We start from the raw sequence: 14,952 nt of genomic DNA on the forward strand, positions 1-14,952 counted from the left end.
CGCTGGGTCCGGATCGTCAATTGCGGGCGGAGGGGTCGGATTCGTACGCCTCGCCGGATCGCTCCCGTTCCCGTTCGAGGGACACCTCGATCAGGAACTCCGCGAGCGCGCTGCCCGCTTGCGCATCCAGTTCGTGTCGCTCGAAACGCTCCGCGTACCGGGACTTGACGGTCTCCTCGCGCTCTTCGTCGACAAGGTCCCGTCCCTCGCTCGATTTGGCTGCCGCGATGTCTTCTGCGGTTTCGATGCGCTCGGCGATCAGGTCGACGATGTCGTCGTCGATACGGTCGATGTCGTCCCGCAGCGCTGCTAATCCGTCGGTCGAATCGGTCATCAGATCAGTCTCCCGGCCGAGATATTCGCCGTCCCAGTGAAAAAGATGCGTACCCGCGCCGCTCAGTCGTCGGCGGCGACGGCGTCCTCGCCGACGGTGTCGTCGGTGTTCGGCGCCTGGACGTCGTTCACGTCGACCTCGCGGACGAAGTCGACGAAGTTGTCGAACACCTGCTTGGCCTCGCAGGCGGCGTCGTAGTTCTCGGGGGTGATCCCGTCGAGGACGCGCTGGATACGCTCGTCCGGCAGGTCCTTGCCTTTCGTGACTTCCTCGGCGGTCTGCACGTCGTACTCGGGGTGGAACTGGACGCCGAAGACGCGCTCTTTGCGGAAGCCGTGGACGCCGTAGTCGTTCGTCGCGAGGCGCTCGGCGCCCGGCGGGAGTTCGACGACGGCGTCCGAGTGGGTCGTGAAGACCGTGAACTCGGGGTCCACGCCGTCGAACAGGACGTCGTCGCCGGTGTGTTCGACGGTGCGGTAGCCGATCTCGTACTCGCCCATCGACTCGACGCGACCGCCGAGCACGTCGGCGAGCAGCTGGTGGCCGTAACACACGCCCAGACAGGGGAGTCCGCGGTCGATCGCCGTCTCGACCCACTCCTTCGTGGGGTCGATCCACTCCTCGTCCCAGTACACGGAGGCGCGAGAGCCGGTGACGACGACGCCGTCGAAGTCGTACGTCTCCGGGTGGTCGCCGCCGGGGAGGTGAAACTCCGTCAGGTCGGCGGCCAGCTCCCGGCGGAAGTTCCGCCGGTTGCCCGCGGCCTCGTGGGCTGCGTTCAACAGGGCGATGCGCGGCCGTGTCATCGTCAGAAGTCTCGGACTCGGCGAGTAAAAGCCTGTCCACCGGGGCAGTACTACGCGCCGTGTGAGCTATTCTCGTGACCGTCGCCCGGCCCCTCGCCGTCGCCGCTGTCACTGCTGTCCGCACGTCCGCGCGAGCGGACGAGCAACGCCGCGGCGACCCCGCCGTACACTGCGGCGACGCCGAGGAGCCACAGCGGTCGGTCGGTCAGGAACCACGGGACGGCGACGCCGTACCCGAGGCCGAGCAGGGCGCCCGAGGCGGTCCGGAGGGCGTTCGAGCCCCGGCGGCGGGTGAACGTCGTGACCGCCCAGTCCACCAGCGCGGGCGCCGGCCCCGCGGCGACCAGCCACGGCCACGCCGCGGGTCCGGTCCCGGTCAGGACGAGCGCGACGCCGGCGAGGATCCCCGGATAGACGCCGCTACAGCGCGCGCAGACGTGGACCGTCCGCCCTCCGAGCGAGAGCGAGTGACACCGATAGTACTCGCCAGGTTCGTGATGCGAGAGGAGGTACCGTCGGGTGCGGGCGAGGCCCGCGCGGAGTTCGGCGCGGCGTCGAGAGCGGCGACGTGGCACCTGTTCAGTCCTGCATGTACTGCTCGCGAAACTCCTCGTCGCTCTTCGTGAGGTAGATGATCCCCTCGATGATGCCGAGCAGGGCGGGGATAGCTGTCCAGAAGAAACAGAGGTAGAGCAGCCCCTGCCCGTTCTTGCCCAGGTAGAACTTGTGGGCGCCGATACCTCCCAGGAAGATCGCGAGCAGCGCGGCGATGAGCCGCTCGTCGTCGCTGCCCGACCCCATTCCCGGCTGGCGGACGCCGCACTCGGGGCAGATCTCCGCCTGCTCGTTGATGACCGCGCCGCACTCGGCACAGAACTTCTCCCCGGGACCTTTCTCCCCGGTCGCCGATCGGCCGCCGTTAGCCGACTGGTCGTCCCGGCCGGTGTCCGTGGGCCGTCCGCCGCCACCTCCGGAGCCGGCGGCGTCGTCGACGCTGTCGCTGACCCAGTTGTCGTCGGATCCGCCGGCGGCTGGTTGCCCGTCGCCGGACTGTCCCTCCTCGGAGACGTCGTGTTCCGCGTCGTCCCTGTCGGACTCTGGGTCGTCGCCTGACATATCCCCAAAGACGGCTGTCACGTGTGTAAAACTACCGGGTGACTGCCCCGACACCGCGCCGGCGGACGCCGCTCAGCCGTCGAACGCGCCGAGGAGCGCGTCGTTGACTGCCGCGCTCTCCTCGACGAAACAGAGGTGCCCCCCTTCGACGGCCGTGAACTCGCCCCGGGGAAGGCCGTCGGCCAGGTCCCGTCCGGCGTCGAGTGGGACCACCGCATCGTCGACGCCGTGGTACACTCGTGCGGGCGTCGTGATCTCGTAGAGCGAGTCAGAGCGGTCGAAGGCGCACATCGCGGCGGTCTGGGCCTCGAAGCCCGCGCGGTCGGCGTCTTCCTCGCGGCGCCAGCCGACGATTTCGTTCGCCACGTCCTCGTAGGCGTCCAGGTCGGCGGCGAACGCGTTCCGCAGGGACGCCCGGAGCGCGTCGGGGTCGTCCCGCGGCGCGAACAGCGAGTCGAGCGCGTCGGCGTCGACCCGGTCGCCGCTGGCTGCGGTACCGAACAGCGTCAGCGTCGCCGCGCGGCCGTACCGGTCGGCGTACTCCAGCGCGACCATCCCGCCCAGCCCCGCCCCCACGACGTGCGCGTCGCGGACCCCGTGGTCCGCGAGCACCGCTTCGAGGTCGTCCGCGAGCGTCTCGACGCTGTAGGGCCCCTCGGGCGCGTCCGACCTGCCGGTGCCCCGGAGGTCCCAGACGACGGTCTCGAAGCCTTCGGCCAGCGCGGCGTGTTGCCAGCCCCACACCCACGCGCCGTAGCCCGCCGGGTTGACGAACGCGACCGTCTCCGCCTCGCGCTCGACCTCGTCAACTGGGTTTGGCTCCCCCTTCGCCTCGTAGTAGAGGTCGACGCCTCCGTTGGTGACGACTGCCATTGTCCCGCCGTTCGAACGCGCGCGGTAAGGCGCTCCCGGTTCTCGGTAGGACCGACTTTTCGGTGGTTTCGAGGCGGCTCCGTGTCGATCCGCGGCCGGAACGTGCGTCGTGGTAGCGCCGGCCGTGTCACGGTCTCGAACCGTAACGAAAATTTTTACTCGAGAGTGAGTAAGTGTTTTAACCACCCCGTATCCTACGGTCGGTCGATGACAACGACGCAGTCTCGCAACGGCTCGGACGGTGACGGACAATGATCTGGCAGGACTTCGTGTTCCTCGGCGGGAGCGTCTTCTCGCTGTGCGTGCTCCTCCCGACGCTGCGCGACGCGAGCGCCCGGGTGCCGCTGGGGACGGCGCTCCCCTCCGCGCTCATCGGTCTCGTCTACGGGACGACCTTCTTCACGCTCGGGATGACGATGTCGGCCGTCGGGTCCACCGCCGCGGCCACGATGTGGTCGCTCATCGCACTCCTCCGCTCGCCCCACTCGTACAATCCCACGGACGGCGCCGCCGCGCGCGCGGCGAGGAGCGACGACACGCAGTCGACGGCCGACTCCTCCGGCTACGCCGCTCACGCGGACTGACATCGGCTCTCCTCGGTCGGCGCAGTCGAATCCGTTCTTCCGCGCTGGTCGGTTCGCGAATGGCACTCCGTCGAACAACGGGGACACGGAAAACAGCGGACGAACGCGGGCGGGCAGACGGAGACTGGACGGAGTGACGGAACGGTGCGGACCGGCCGCCCTACTGGGCCGTGTCGTCGCTGACCCGACGCCGTTCGCCGGGGGCCGCGGTCGCGCCGAACAGCTCCGGCGCGACGTCGAAGGGCGCGGCGTCGTGGCGATTCGAATCTCGCTCGGCGGGGCGTTCGTTGTCCCGCATGGTCAGTCGTCCGCCGAGAGGGGCTGTCCCTCGGCGTCGGTGGGCGCGGGGCTCTCGCCGTCGGCGAAGGGGTACCACGACTGTTTGGCGTCGGTGAGACAGGGGTCGTCGTAGCCCTCGACCTCCTCCGGTTCGGCGAGTTCGACGATGGTCTCGTGGCCGGTTGCGTCGACCCACTCGCGGAAGGTCTGGCCTTCCTCGCGCAGCGCGGCGTAGGCCTCGACGAGGTTGGCGATCATTCCGGGCACCTCGTCGGCGGGCACCCGCTGGCGGACCCACTCGATGAAGGAGGGGTCCTCGCCGACGCCGCCGCCGACGCCGACGTCCATCGCCTCGACCATCCCGCCGTCTTTCCGGGCGCGCATGCCCTGCATCCCGATGTCGGCGGTCATCGCCTGCCCGCAGTCGGCCGTACACCCTGAGTAGTGCAGTTTGATGCGGTCGACGTCGGCGGGCAGGTCGACGTTCTCGCCGAGCCACTGCAGCAGGCGGGCCGTCCGCGCCTTCGTCTCGGTCAGCGCGATCGAGCAGAACTCCGTCCCCGTGCAGGCCATTGCACCTTGCACGAACGGGTTGGGCTCGGGCTGGTACGTCTCCAGCAGGTCCTCGTTGAGGAGATTCGCGAGCCGGCCGTCGGGCACGTCCATGACGAGCGGGTTCTGGCGGCGCGAGAGCCGGATCTCGCCGGAGCCGTACGCGTCGGCCAGGTCCGCGAGTTCGATCGCGTCTTCGGCGGGCATCCGGCCCACGGAGACCGAGAGGCCGACGTAGTTCCTGCCGTCCGTCTGGTCGTAGACGCCGACGTGGTCGTGGGCGCCCTGCTCGGCCGGCTTGCCGGCGTTGTAGGTGTACTCGCCCCGGAAGTCCGTTCCCGCGCGTTCGAGCTCGAAGTCCAGCCGCTCGTCCATGGCCTCGCGGATCTCGTCGGTGCCCCGCTCGTCGACGAAAAAGCGCGCGCGATTCTTCGAGCGGTTCTCGCGGTTGCCCGCTTCGTGGTAGAGCTCGACGAACGCTCGAACGGTCGCCTTCGCCTGGTCGCGCGTGACGAACATGTCGAGTGAACGCGCACGGCGCGGCTCGCGACCGCCGAGGCCGCCGCCGACGCGGACGTTGAACCCCGTGACCTCCTCGCCCTCGATGAACTTGTGGGCCGGTTCGAGCCCGATGTCGTTGATGGAGTCCTGGGCGCAGCCCTGCTTGCACCCGGTCACCGAGATGTTGAACTTCCGGGGCATGTTGCACAGGTCGTCGTCGTCGCGGATGTCGGCCTGGATCTCGTCCAGCAGTTCGCGGCTCTCGACGTACTCCTCGGCCTTGCCGGCGACCGGACAGCCGGAGATGTTGCGCATCGTGTCCCCGCCTGCCGACCGCGAGGAGACGCCGACCGCTTCGAGCTTCTCCCAGATCTCCGGGACATCCTCGAGCTTGAGCCAGTGGAGCTGGATCGACTGGCGCGTCGTGAAGTCGATCCAGCCGTTGCCGAACTCGGGGTTCTCGACGGGACCCTTCGCGTACTCGCGGGCGACCTCCCCGATGGCGCGCAGCTGGCCGGGTTCGAGCACGCCCCCGCAGTTGGTCAGCCGCATCATGAAGTACGACTCCTGGCCGCCGCGGTGGTGGAACACCCCCCAGAACTTGAAGCGGGAGAACCACTCGTCGCGCTCCTCCTCGGGGATCGACTCCCACCCCCGCTCCGCGAACTCCTCGAGTTTCTCGCGTACCGCGTCGCCGTACAGTTCGTCCTTCCAGGCTTCCTTCTTGTGTGGCATTGAGTTCCTCCGTTTGTGTTTGTCCGAAATTCTAGCAAATTCTTGAACGCACGTCCTCTGATTTACGTTTCAACTAGCGGACTGCGACGAACATAAGCGTAATCGTTTACAAAGTAATACTATTGGGTCGGTATCCGGACGAACGCTCGAAATACAAAGACCTTAAACGCGTTTGGGTGGGGTCGGACGCCGGTCGCGACCGGGCGGTCAGGTGCCGAGTCGGTCCGTGGCGGTCGTGAGGTCCGCGTGCGAGCCCGCGGTCAGCGGATGGGCGTCGACGTCGGGCGCTTCGGCGTCGACGACGACCGGATCGAGCCGCGAGAGCACGTCGTAGAGGCGGCCCGACCCCGAGGCGAGCGTCCGTTCGCAGGCGACGCGGACGGCGTCTGCGTCGTAGACCGCATGGAGCGGGTGGAGCCGACCGTCGCTCCGGGGCACTGCGGCGGCGTCGCACGCGTCGAAGAGGTCGTCCAGCAGCGACGTGTCGACGGTCGGCACGTCGCCGGCGACGACGGCGACAGCGTCCCCGTTCGCGACGCGGACGCCGGTCCGGATGGATGCGACCGGCCCATCGTTCGCGATCGGGTCGGCCGCGAGCCGGTGTTCGACGTCACCCAACGCGTTCGCGACCCGCGCCCGCTGACCGCGGCTGCAGGCGACGACGACCTCGTCGACGACCGGTTCGACGGCCGCGCCGACCCGCCCGAGGGGTGCGTCGGGCGTCGCCGGATCCGCGCCGCCGACCTCGCTCAACAGGAGGGCCGACCGCATCTCAGTCGTCTCCCGCGGCGGCCGAGTCGCCGCTCGGGCCACCGCCGACGAAGCCGCTCTCGGTCGCGACCTCCGCGATGCGGGGCTGGAACACCCACGCCGCGAGCAGGACGATGGGGATCATCGAGACGGCGACGACGGAGTACCCCAGGTGCAGGTTCGCCAGGAACGGCGCCGAGTAGACGAGCGGGTAGACGATCCCGCCGACCGTCCCGACGCCGCCGACGACGCCCGCGACGGCGCCCGAACTGTTGGGGAACATCGCCGGTACCTGCGCGAAGATCGACCCCTCGGCGAAGGCGCAGGCCATGCCGACGACGAAGCCGGCGCCGACCGCGAGCAACACCTGTCCCGAGAGCCCGGCGAGCGTCATGGCGAACATCGAGCAGACGACGAAACACAGCGTCACGAACGTCCACTGCTCGCGGTAGCGACCGGTGAACAGGGGGATGATGTCCTTCTCCTTGCGTGCCAGGACGTCGCTGACGTAGCCGCCGATGGGTCGCAACAGGCCCGCGGCGACCGAGAACGTCGCCGCGAACGTCGAGGCCAGGACCAGGTTGTCCGTGTTGAACCCCTCGCGGTAGTACGTCGCGAGCCAGCCGTTCATCGATAGCTCGAGGCCGAAGGTCATCACGTACGCGAGCGCGAGGACGACCGTCCCGTACCGGGTCGCGGTGTAGAACCACCCCTCGAAGCTCGCGTTGTCCGCGGTCGCCTGGCGCTTCTCGTCGCTTCTGGCGGCCTCGCCGAGCGTGTAGTAGACGACCGCGAGGACGATCGACACACAGCCGGTGTAGAAGAAGGCCGCTCGCCAGTTCGTCTCGAACAGCGGCCCGCTCCAGTTCGAACCGAACACGCGCGGGAGAACGAGCGCGCCCCCCGCCGCGCCGGCGTTACCGATGCCCGCGTAGATCCCCTCCGCGGTCCCGAGGTTCTCCTCGTCGAACCACTCGGAGACGTGCTGGATGCCGATGACGAAGGTGATCCCCGCCGTCGCGACGATGAGCCGCTCGACGAAGAAGACGGTGTAGCTCTGTGCGAACGCGCTCGCGATCGAGAACACGCCCACGTAGGTGAGGACGATGGCGAACACGGCCGGCGCGCCGAACTTGTCGGAGAGCCAGCCCGTCAGGATCCGGCCGAACGGTGCCAGCCAGATCGCCGCGCTCGCGAGGATGCCGATCTCGGCCAGCGAGAGGCCGAACTCCTCGGCCATCGGCCCGGTGAACGGGGCGAACGAGAACCAGATCAGGAACGAGAAGTTGAACCCGACCGTGGCGAGCACCAGCGTCCGCCACTTGGTCATCCTGATCAGTCCCACGCGTCTCCCCCCTCCGGGACTGCGAGTGCCGGTCGCGGCGCGCCCGTCTCCCCGCAGGCGCCCGCCGACCCCGACGGCCGACAGCCCGCCGAACCGTAACTAACTATCCTTTCCGTTCGTTCGTCCAGTATCTCATCCAATTGCATTTTGAACGTCCACCTTTTCACAGATTTTGGTTGGACAGCCCAACCATATAACGCTAGTCGTTGAATTCATAAACAATTGGTTGGCGATGCTGGACGGACGGACAGTATGGGGATAGATACTGTGGGTATAAGGATGTAATGCGTCGAAAACCCGGGGAGATAACCGGACGTCCGTCGACTTCCCTTCGGTGGCCGAGCGCCGACGCGTCGCCCGCGTCGCGGGCCAGTGCTCGCCGTGCGCGCGCGGCGACGGCCGGGAACCGGTTCTCTGCGGACTCACGGTCGGACGCTGTACGTCGGGCGCCGGGAGAACAACAGCGGGTCGCCGGTCAGTCGTCGGCGCGCACCGGTTCGTCGGTGGTCGCGGCCGCTTCGTCGGTGGGCGCGACCAGGCGGACGGCACACTGCTTGAAGTTCGGCTCGTTCGACTGGGGGTCCAGCGCGTCGATCGTCACCCGGTTCGTCGCCGGGTGGTGGATCGGGAGCCAGACGAGGCCCTCGGGGACGGCGGGGTCCGGGTCGACGGCCGCGGGGATCGCGTCTCGTCTGGATTCCACGACGACTTCGCCGTCCCTGATCGCGTCGCTCGCGGCGACCGTCTCGGGGTCAATCCGCGCCACGACCGGGTCGAGGTCGTCCACGTCGCGCGAGCGGACGCCCGTGTTGTAGGCCGCGGACTCGCGGGCCGTCGTCAGCGTCAGCGGGTACTCGTCGTCGACGGGTTCCGGAAGCTCCCCCTGGCACGCCGTCGAGAAGCTCGCCAGCCCGCTGGCGGTCGGGAACGACCAGGACTCGTCGGCGTCGGCGTCCGCGCCCGCTGTGGCGTCGTCGTCGCGCGGGACGTACCCGCGGTCGCCGTCGTCACCGTCGTAGTAGCGATACCCCGCGTCGGCGTCGGCGTCCGGCGCCGGCCAGCGGACCGCCCTGAGGTCGTCGAGTCGGTCGTAAGTGATCCCGGACATGTCGGCGTCCGTGCCCGCGGTCAGGGCGGCGAACTCGTCGAACAGCGTCTCCGGGTCGGGGTCGGGGTCCTCGAACAGCTCCGGGAACAGGCGTGCGCCGATGGTGGAGACGATCCGCAGGTCGCTCCAGACGCCGCTGGGCGCCTCGGTCGCCGCGCGGACGCGCGAGACCGTCCGCTCCATGTTCATCGCCGTCCCTTCGGACTCGCCCCACGTCGCCGCCGGCAGGACGACGTCGGCCAGGTCGGTCGTCTCCGTCCGGAAGGCGTCCTGGGCGACGAGGAAGACGTCTTCGAGGCTCTCTCTTGCCGTACTCGCGTCGGGCATCCCCGCGACGGGATTGGTCGCGACCGTGTAGGCCACCTTGACCTCGTCACCGAGCGCGTCGGCGATGCCGACGGGTCCCGGGCCGGGGTCCGGGGGCAGGCGCTCGACCGGCACGTCCCACGCCTCGGCGACGGTCCGGCGCTCGTCGGGGTCCTGGAACGGCCGGTGGCCCGGCCAGGTGCCCTTGCACGAACAGACGCGAGTGCCCATCGAGTTGGCCTGACCGGTCAGCGAGAACGGCCCGCTGCCCGGCCGGAGGTTGCCCGTCGCGAGACACAGGTCGATGAGCGCCCGCGCGATGTCGGTCCCCTGGACGTGCTGGTTGACGCCCATCCCCCAGTAACAGAGCACGTCACGCTCGAAGGCGTCGGCGAGTCGCGCCACGTCTCCGGTCGAGACGCCCGCGCGCTCGGCCGCCGCCCCGCTGTCGGGGAGCGCCGCCCGGAGGTCGTCGAAGCCCTCGGTCGCCTCGGCGACGAACGCCTCGTCGACCCGGTCGGTCTCGACGATACGCGCGAGCACGGCCCGCGCGAGCGCCAGATCCTGCCCCGGGTCCGGCGCGACGTGCGCGTCTGCGGCCTCGGCCGTCTCCGTCTCGACGGGGTCGACGGCGAGCAACTCGACGCCGTCCGCGCTCGCGGCCTGTCGGATCCACCGGAACATGACCGGGTGGGCGGCCGCCGGGTTCGCGCCCCAGACGACGTGGGCCTCGGCCTCGGGGATGTCGTCGTAGCTACACGGCGGCGCGTCGCTGCCGAACGCCTGGTAGTAGGCCGTCACGGCGCTCGCCATGCACAGCGTCGTGTTCGCGTCGTAGTAGCGCGTCCCGAACCCGCCGCGGGCGAGTTTCCCCAGCGCGTAGGCGGCCTCGTTGGTCTGCTGGCCGCTCCCAAGCACTGCCACCTCGCCGTCGTCGGTCGCGCCCTTGAACGCCTGCAGCGCCTCCGACAGCGCCACGTCCCAGGTCGTCGAGACGAGTTCCCCCTCGCGGCGCACCAGCGGCCGGGTCAACCACTCGCCGTCCGGGTCGGCCGACTCCCGCACGCCGCGCTGACAGGCCAGTCCCTGGTTGACGGGGTGTGCGGCGTCGCCGCGCACGACGTCGATGCCGTTGCCGATGTCTGCACCGCGCTGGAGGTGGCCGCAACCGACCGCACACCGCATACACGTAGTCGGCACCCAGTCGCTCATCGGCCGCTCACCGCCTGCAGAAGCGGGATTGAATATACTTCTGCATCAACCAAATATTGTAGACGAACGCGAACCATTCTGTCGTATAGTATCGCATAACCACTATACAAAACGCTATCCCTTGAACAATTAAAACACGGTACCAGGGATTCGTCCTGGGCCCGGCGGTTCCGACCGAGAGAGGGGCGCCGCTCGTCACCGGGGCAGGTAATCCGTCACCGAGGAGGAGTCGGGTTCGGGCAGGTCGACGTCGACGCCGGTGACGGTCTCGACGGCCGACCCGACCGAAACCGAGAAGGGCGTCGTCTCGACGGCGGCCGGCGCCCCGGAGAGCGCCGCCGTCTCGCTCGGCGGGACCACGGCGTCGGCCCCTCCGACGGTCGGGGACTCCGGGTCGCCCCGGTTGGCGACGATGGCGTCCACGCCGGCGTCCACGTCACCGAGTCGGTCGCAGTGGCGTGGGACGGCGTCGACGCCGCGTTCGCTGTCGGGCACGACGAGCGCGACGGCGTCGGCGGCTGTCACGGCGGCGACAGCCTGGTTGGCGCCGACGGGCGGGACGTCGACGAAGACGGCGTCGTACCGGTCGGCCGCCGCCGACAGCCGCTCGGCCAGTCGACGAGCGCACTCGCTAGTCTTCGCCCGCGCCAGCCGCTCGAAGGAAGCCAGCGCGGGCGCGACGGTCACGGACCCCGGCACGTCGAGCGACAGCGTCGTCTCCGCCTCGCGCAGCGGTCGGTCGTCGGTGAGCACGCGCGTCACGTCCGGGTCGATCCGCTCGGGCACGAGCGCGGCCAGCCCCTGCGTCGTGAACGCCGCGTCGACGACGGCGACGTCGCGGCCGTCCCGCGCCAGCGCCCCGGCGAACTCGACCGAGAGTCGCGTCGCCCCGGCGCCGCCGACCGCACTCACCACCGCGTACACCTCGCCACTCCCCTGCGTTCCGGTCATGTTCCGCCATTGCCACCTACCCGTTGAAAAAGATACGTGTTGCTCGACAGACCGTTCGGTGTCGAGATATCGACGCGGCGCTGATGCGCTCGTGCAGCGGTGCGCCGATCAGCCATCGCGGTCGCCCGTCGCCGGCCGATGCGCGTCAGTCCTCGGCGTCGTCGGCGATCGACGCGGCGATGTCGTCGAGTTCGTCGTCGTCGAGGTCGGGGCCGCTACCGAAGATCGAGTGGATGGGGCGGCCGCCGTCGTCGTCGAAGCGCGGGACGACGTGCCCGTGCGTGTGGGGGACCTCCTGACCCGCGACCTCGCCGTTGTTGAACGCGACCGTCGACCCGTCGGCGTCGACGGCCGACTCGATCGGCTCGACGAGTCGGTGCATCACCGCGAACACGTCGCCCGCGAGGTCGTTCGGCATGTCCTGGACGTGTTCGTGGTGGTCTTTCGGGATGACGAGCGTGTGCCCCGGCGCGAGTGGGTTCGCGTCGAGGAACGCGAGCACGTCGTCGTCCTCGTAGACGGTGCGACTCGGGATCTCCCCGGCCACGATCGAACAGAAGATGCAGTCGTCGCTCATGTGCGAGGCGTCGGCGCGAGCCCCAATCAAGCTTAGCCATCTTTTTCGCTCGGGGGTCGCCGAAGGCGACCCCCGAGCCAAAAACATGGTCTCGCCGAGCGGAGCGAGGCGAGGCTCGGAAGTCGCAGTCCGCGCAGTGAGCGAAGCGAACGAGCAGAACCGTCTTCCGGTGGTGAAAAAGGCTGAATCCTCGCTTCGCTCGGATTCGGTGTCCTCGTGAGCGCCAGCGAACGAGGGCTTGTCAGAGCGGAGCTCTGACAGTGAATCGCGCTCGCTCCGCTCGCGCGAATGCCAGTGGTCAGTTCGCGTGCGATACTGAACAGCGTCCGCTCGATACGACGGTTTTTGCCGCCCCAGCCCGTAGCGCGGTCGATGCGGTGGCGCCTCCTCGTCGCGCTCGCGGTCGTCCTCACCGCCGGCTGCGGTTCGCTGTTCGGCCAGCAGTCGCCCGGCCCCGCGACGGACACGCTCACGCCTGCGCCGGTCCCGGAAGTCACGCCGACACCCGAGCGGTGGGGGATCGCGCCCGGCCTCAGTGGGAATTCGGTCGCCGACGTCGACGCGCTCGTCACGGCCCACCGCGCGGCGACGGCCGGCCGTTCGTACGTCTGGCGCGAGCGCCGCGGGACGACCACCCGTTCGAACGGGACGGTCCCGCTGTTCGACCGCACGGTCGCGAAGGTCGAGTCGGCGACCGTCTACCGCGTCTGGACCGGCGACGAGCGCGTCCGCCTCCGCACCGGACTGACCAACGTCGCCAACTACACAGAGTACGCCGACGGCACCGACCGGATCGTCCGCTACCGGTACGTCGGCTGGCGCGATTTCGAACACCAGCGTCGCCACCCCATCGACGCGACCGCCCACCGGCACATCGGCGTGAGCGCGACACAGGCAATCGAGCGATACCTCGCCGTCGAGTCCGCGAGGGTCGCCGCGGTCGGCGTCGACGACCGGCGCCACTACGAGATCGTCGGCCGCAACTGGACCCGCCCCGTCGGCGACCGGGTGACCAACTACACCGTCACCGCCGTGGTCTCGACCGACGGGTTCGTCCGCTCGCTCGACGTCTCCTACACCGTCCACTCGCTGGGCCACCCGCGCCGGGTCCGCTACGCCTTCGCCTACGAACGCGTCGGGAACACCACCGTCGATCCCCCGGTGTGGGACACCGAAGAAAACTAGTCGCTCGAAATACCCCGGAACCGGCCTCGGCGCCCGCGGCTCCTTCCAGTCGCCGCTCGTTGTAACGTTGTTCTCGCGACGCTCGAACCACGCTTGGCTCGCGGCTGACGCCGCTCGCCTTTCCCGAGACTCTCACTTCGTTCGAGTCTCGCTATTCGCGGCTCCTTCCAGTCGCCGCTCGCAATAACGTGGCCCTCACTCCGTTCGGGCCACGCTACTCGCGGGTCGCTCCGCCCCCCGCTCGTATTTTGGAGGTGCTCGCTCCGCTCGCACCTCCCTACTCGTCCCCGAGGATCACTCGCTCCGTCATCTTCCGCGGGTCGAGCACCTCGTCGGCTTCCTCCTCGCTCAGGTACCCTTCGGCGACGACGACCTCCCTGATGGTCTTGTCCTCGGCCATCGCCTGCTTCGCGACCTTGCTGGCCTTGTCGTAGCCGATGGCGGGATTGAGCGCGGTCGCGAGCGCCATCGACTGCTGGACGCGCTCCTCGCAGTGCTCCTCGTCGGCTTCGAGTTTGGCGACGAACTTCTCGGCGAACACCTCGCTCCCGTTGGCGATCAGCCGCGCCGACTGCAGGAAGTTGTTCGCGAGGATCGGCTTGTACAGGTTGAGGTCGATCTGGCCCTCGGCGGCACCGGCGGAGACGGCAGCGTCGTTCCCGACGACCTGCTTGTGGACCTGGTTGACCGCCTCGGCGACGACCGGGTTGATCTTCCCGGGCATGATGGAGGAACCGGGCTGGTTCTCCGGCTGGTCGATCTCGCCGAGGCCGTTCCGGGGACCGGAGGCGAGCAGCCGCAGGTCGTTGGCGATCTTGTTCAGGCTGCCGGCGACGGTCCGCAGGGCGCCGTGGGCCTCGGACATCGCGTCGTGGGCGGCCTGGGCCTCGAAGTGGTTGTCGGCCTCGCGGAACTCGATGCCCGTCTCCTCGCTGATGTACTCGGCTGCCTTGCCGGGGAACTCGGGGTGAGTGTTGAGGCCGGTACCGACGGCGGTCCCGCCGAGGGCGAGCTCACTCAGGTGGTCGGTGACGCTCTCGACGCGTTCGACCCCCTTCTCGATCTGGGTGCGGTAGCCGGAGAACTCCTGGCCGAGGGTGATCGGCGTCGCGTCCTGGAGATGGGTGCGGCCGGTCTTCACGACGTCGTCGAACTCGGCCTCCTTGTCAGCCAGTGCGTTGGCGAGGGTCTCTAGCGCCGGGAGGACGTCGTTCTCGACCGCTTCGAGGCTCGCGACGTGCATCGCGGTCGGGATCACGTCGTTGCTCGACTGCCCGTAGTTGACGTGGTCGTTGGGGTGGATCTCGCGGGTGCCGATCTCGCCGCCGTAGATCTCCGTCGCGCGGTTGGCGATGACCTCGTTGGCGTTCATGTTCGAGGACGTACCCGACCCGGTCTGGAACACGTCGACCGGGAACTGGTCGTCGTGCTGGCCGGCGATGACCTCGTCGGCCGCCTCGACGATGGCCTCGACCTTGTCGTCGTCGACGAGGCCGAGGTCGCTGTTGGCCAGCGCCGCGGACTTCTTGACGACCCCGAGCGCGCGGACGAACCGCCGCCCGAACGTCTCCTCGCTGATCGGGAAGTTCTCGACCGCGCGCTGAGTCTGGGCGCCCCAGTAGGCGTCGGCCGGCACCTGCATCTCGCCGAGGCTGTCCTCCTCCGTGCGGAACTCGTCGTCTGACATGCGTAGACCGACGACCGCAGTGGCGTAAAAGCCACCGAAGCGCGCTCACCC

15 protein-coding genes are annotated in these 14,952 nt (G+C 69.1%); 2 read left to right on the plus strand and 13 right to left on the minus strand.

Translation table 11 applies throughout. The annotated features are described in order from the left end of the window. Positions 1-16 precede the first annotated feature (16 nt). From ACMGFE_RS14275 to ACMGFE_RS14295, 5 genes are all read right to left on the minus strand, one after another. On the minus strand, positions 17-334 hold the full coding sequence (locus ACMGFE_RS14275; RefSeq protein WP_436925885.1) for a chorismate mutase: 318 nt from the start codon (positions 332-334) through the stop codon (positions 17-19). A 62-nt stretch (positions 335-396) separates the two neighbouring features. After that, positions 397-1,140, minus strand: a complete 744-nt coding sequence (locus tag ACMGFE_RS14280; protein WP_436925886.1) for a type 1 glutamine amidotransferase — start codon at positions 1,138-1,140, stop codon at positions 397-399. A gap of 50 nt (positions 1,141-1,190) precedes the next feature. After that, positions 1,191-1,715 (minus strand): DUF2085 domain-containing protein, encoded by a 525-nt coding sequence (locus tag ACMGFE_RS14285; RefSeq protein WP_436925887.1) that lies wholly within the window; start codon positions 1,713-1,715, stop codon positions 1,191-1,193. A 4-nt stretch (positions 1,716-1,719) separates the two neighbouring features. After that, entirely contained in the window at positions 1,720-2,256 is a 537-nt protein-coding gene (locus tag ACMGFE_RS14290; protein ID WP_436925888.1) for a TM2 domain-containing protein, read from the minus strand. Between the two features lie 72 nt (positions 2,257-2,328). Continuing rightward, the gene (locus tag ACMGFE_RS14295; RefSeq protein WP_436925889.1) at positions 2,329-3,129 is read right to left on the minus strand and encodes an alpha/beta fold hydrolase; all 801 of its coding nucleotides are present in this window, start codon (positions 3,127-3,129) and stop codon (positions 2,329-2,331) included. A 251-nt stretch (positions 3,130-3,380) separates the two neighbouring features. Between ACMGFE_RS14295 and ACMGFE_RS14300 the strand changes: the two genes are divergently transcribed. After that, positions 3,381-3,713, plus strand: a complete 333-nt coding sequence (locus ACMGFE_RS14300; RefSeq protein ID WP_436925890.1) for a hypothetical protein — start codon at positions 3,381-3,383, stop codon at positions 3,711-3,713. 160 nt (positions 3,714-3,873) lie between these two features. Here ACMGFE_RS14300 and ACMGFE_RS14305 read toward each other — a convergent pair whose 3' ends face one another. The 7 genes from ACMGFE_RS14305 to ACMGFE_RS14335 form a co-directional block, all read right to left on the minus strand. Beyond that, positions 3,874-4,011: a hypothetical protein gene (locus tag ACMGFE_RS14305; RefSeq protein WP_436925891.1), complete on the minus strand. Its 138-nt coding sequence runs from the start codon at positions 4,009-4,011 to the stop codon at positions 3,874-3,876. Positions 4,012-4,013: 2 nt separating this feature from the next. Beyond that, entirely contained in the window at positions 4,014-5,780 is a 1,767-nt protein-coding gene (locus tag ACMGFE_RS14310) for a nitrite/sulfite reductase (protein WP_436925892.1), read from the minus strand. A 207-nt stretch (positions 5,781-5,987) separates the two neighbouring features. After that, positions 5,988-6,551, minus strand: coding sequence for a molybdenum cofactor guanylyltransferase (gene mobA / locus ACMGFE_RS14315; protein WP_436925893.1), 564 nt, complete (start codon positions 6,549-6,551; stop codon positions 5,988-5,990). Position 6,552: 1 nt separating this feature from the next. Next, entirely contained in the window at positions 6,553-7,860 is a 1,308-nt protein-coding gene (locus ACMGFE_RS14320; RefSeq protein WP_436926099.1) for an MFS transporter, read from the minus strand. A gap of 490 nt (positions 7,861-8,350) precedes the next feature. Continuing rightward, on the minus strand, positions 8,351-10,501 hold the full coding sequence (nasA, locus tag ACMGFE_RS14325) for an assimilatory nitrate reductase NasA (protein ID WP_436925894.1): 2,151 nt from the start codon (positions 10,499-10,501) through the stop codon (positions 8,351-8,353). Positions 10,502-10,696: 195 nt separating this feature from the next. After that, positions 10,697-11,452 (minus strand): ParA family protein, encoded by a 756-nt coding sequence (locus ACMGFE_RS14330; protein ID WP_436925895.1) that lies wholly within the window; start codon positions 11,450-11,452, stop codon positions 10,697-10,699. 145 nt (positions 11,453-11,597) lie between these two features. Further along, on the minus strand, positions 11,598-12,029 hold the full coding sequence (locus tag ACMGFE_RS14335; RefSeq protein ID WP_436925896.1) for an HIT family protein: 432 nt from the start codon (positions 12,027-12,029) through the stop codon (positions 11,598-11,600). A gap of 372 nt (positions 12,030-12,401) precedes the next feature. Here ACMGFE_RS14335 and ACMGFE_RS14340 point away from each other — a divergent pair, with 372 nt between their 5' ends. Beyond that, positions 12,402-13,214 (plus strand): hypothetical protein, encoded by an 813-nt coding sequence (locus ACMGFE_RS14340; RefSeq protein ID WP_436925897.1) that lies wholly within the window; start codon positions 12,402-12,404, stop codon positions 13,212-13,214. Between the two features lie 277 nt (positions 13,215-13,491). On the opposite strand, the gene ACMGFE_RS14345 is transcribed toward ACMGFE_RS14340, so the two are convergent. Further along, positions 13,492-14,901: a class II fumarate hydratase gene (locus ACMGFE_RS14345; protein WP_436925898.1), complete on the minus strand. Its 1,410-nt coding sequence runs from the start codon at positions 14,899-14,901 to the stop codon at positions 13,492-13,494. Between the last annotated feature and the right edge of the window lie 51 nt (positions 14,902-14,952).

This window comes from Halosimplex amylolyticum (genome assembly GCF_051414035.1).
GTDB lineage: Archaea > Halobacteriota > Halobacteria > Halobacteriales > Haloarculaceae > Halosimplex > Halosimplex amylolyticum.